Here is a 293-nt window from a genome sequence, read left to right on the forward strand (position 1 = left end):
CCAGAAATAGCAATAGATACTTTTTGTGGTGCAGTAAAAAAGTATCTATTGCTATTTCTGGTACACCTTTAGAAAACATAGCACAAACAAAATATAGTGTCCCTAATTATTACACTAAACTTAATTTATTAGTACACTTATTACAAGACGCTGAAACGTATAATAAAGTATTAGTTTTTGAATCTAACAAACGTATGGCAGATAGACTTTTTGAAGCTTTAGACGAGTTTTTTAAAGAAGAATTGTGTGTCATCCACTCTAACAAAACGCAAAACTACAGACTACGTAGTATC

Annotated in this window: 1 pseudogene; it reads left to right on the forward strand. The window is 30.7% G+C overall.

The window, feature by feature from the left end:
* Positions 1 to 293, forward strand: a pseudogene (locus V6251_RS15285) (DEAD/DEAH box helicase); the annotation flags it as partial.

Origin of the sequence: Olleya sp. Ti.3.14, assembly GCF_038154885.1 — a bacterium.
GTDB lineage: Bacteria > Bacteroidota > Bacteroidia > Flavobacteriales > Flavobacteriaceae > Olleya.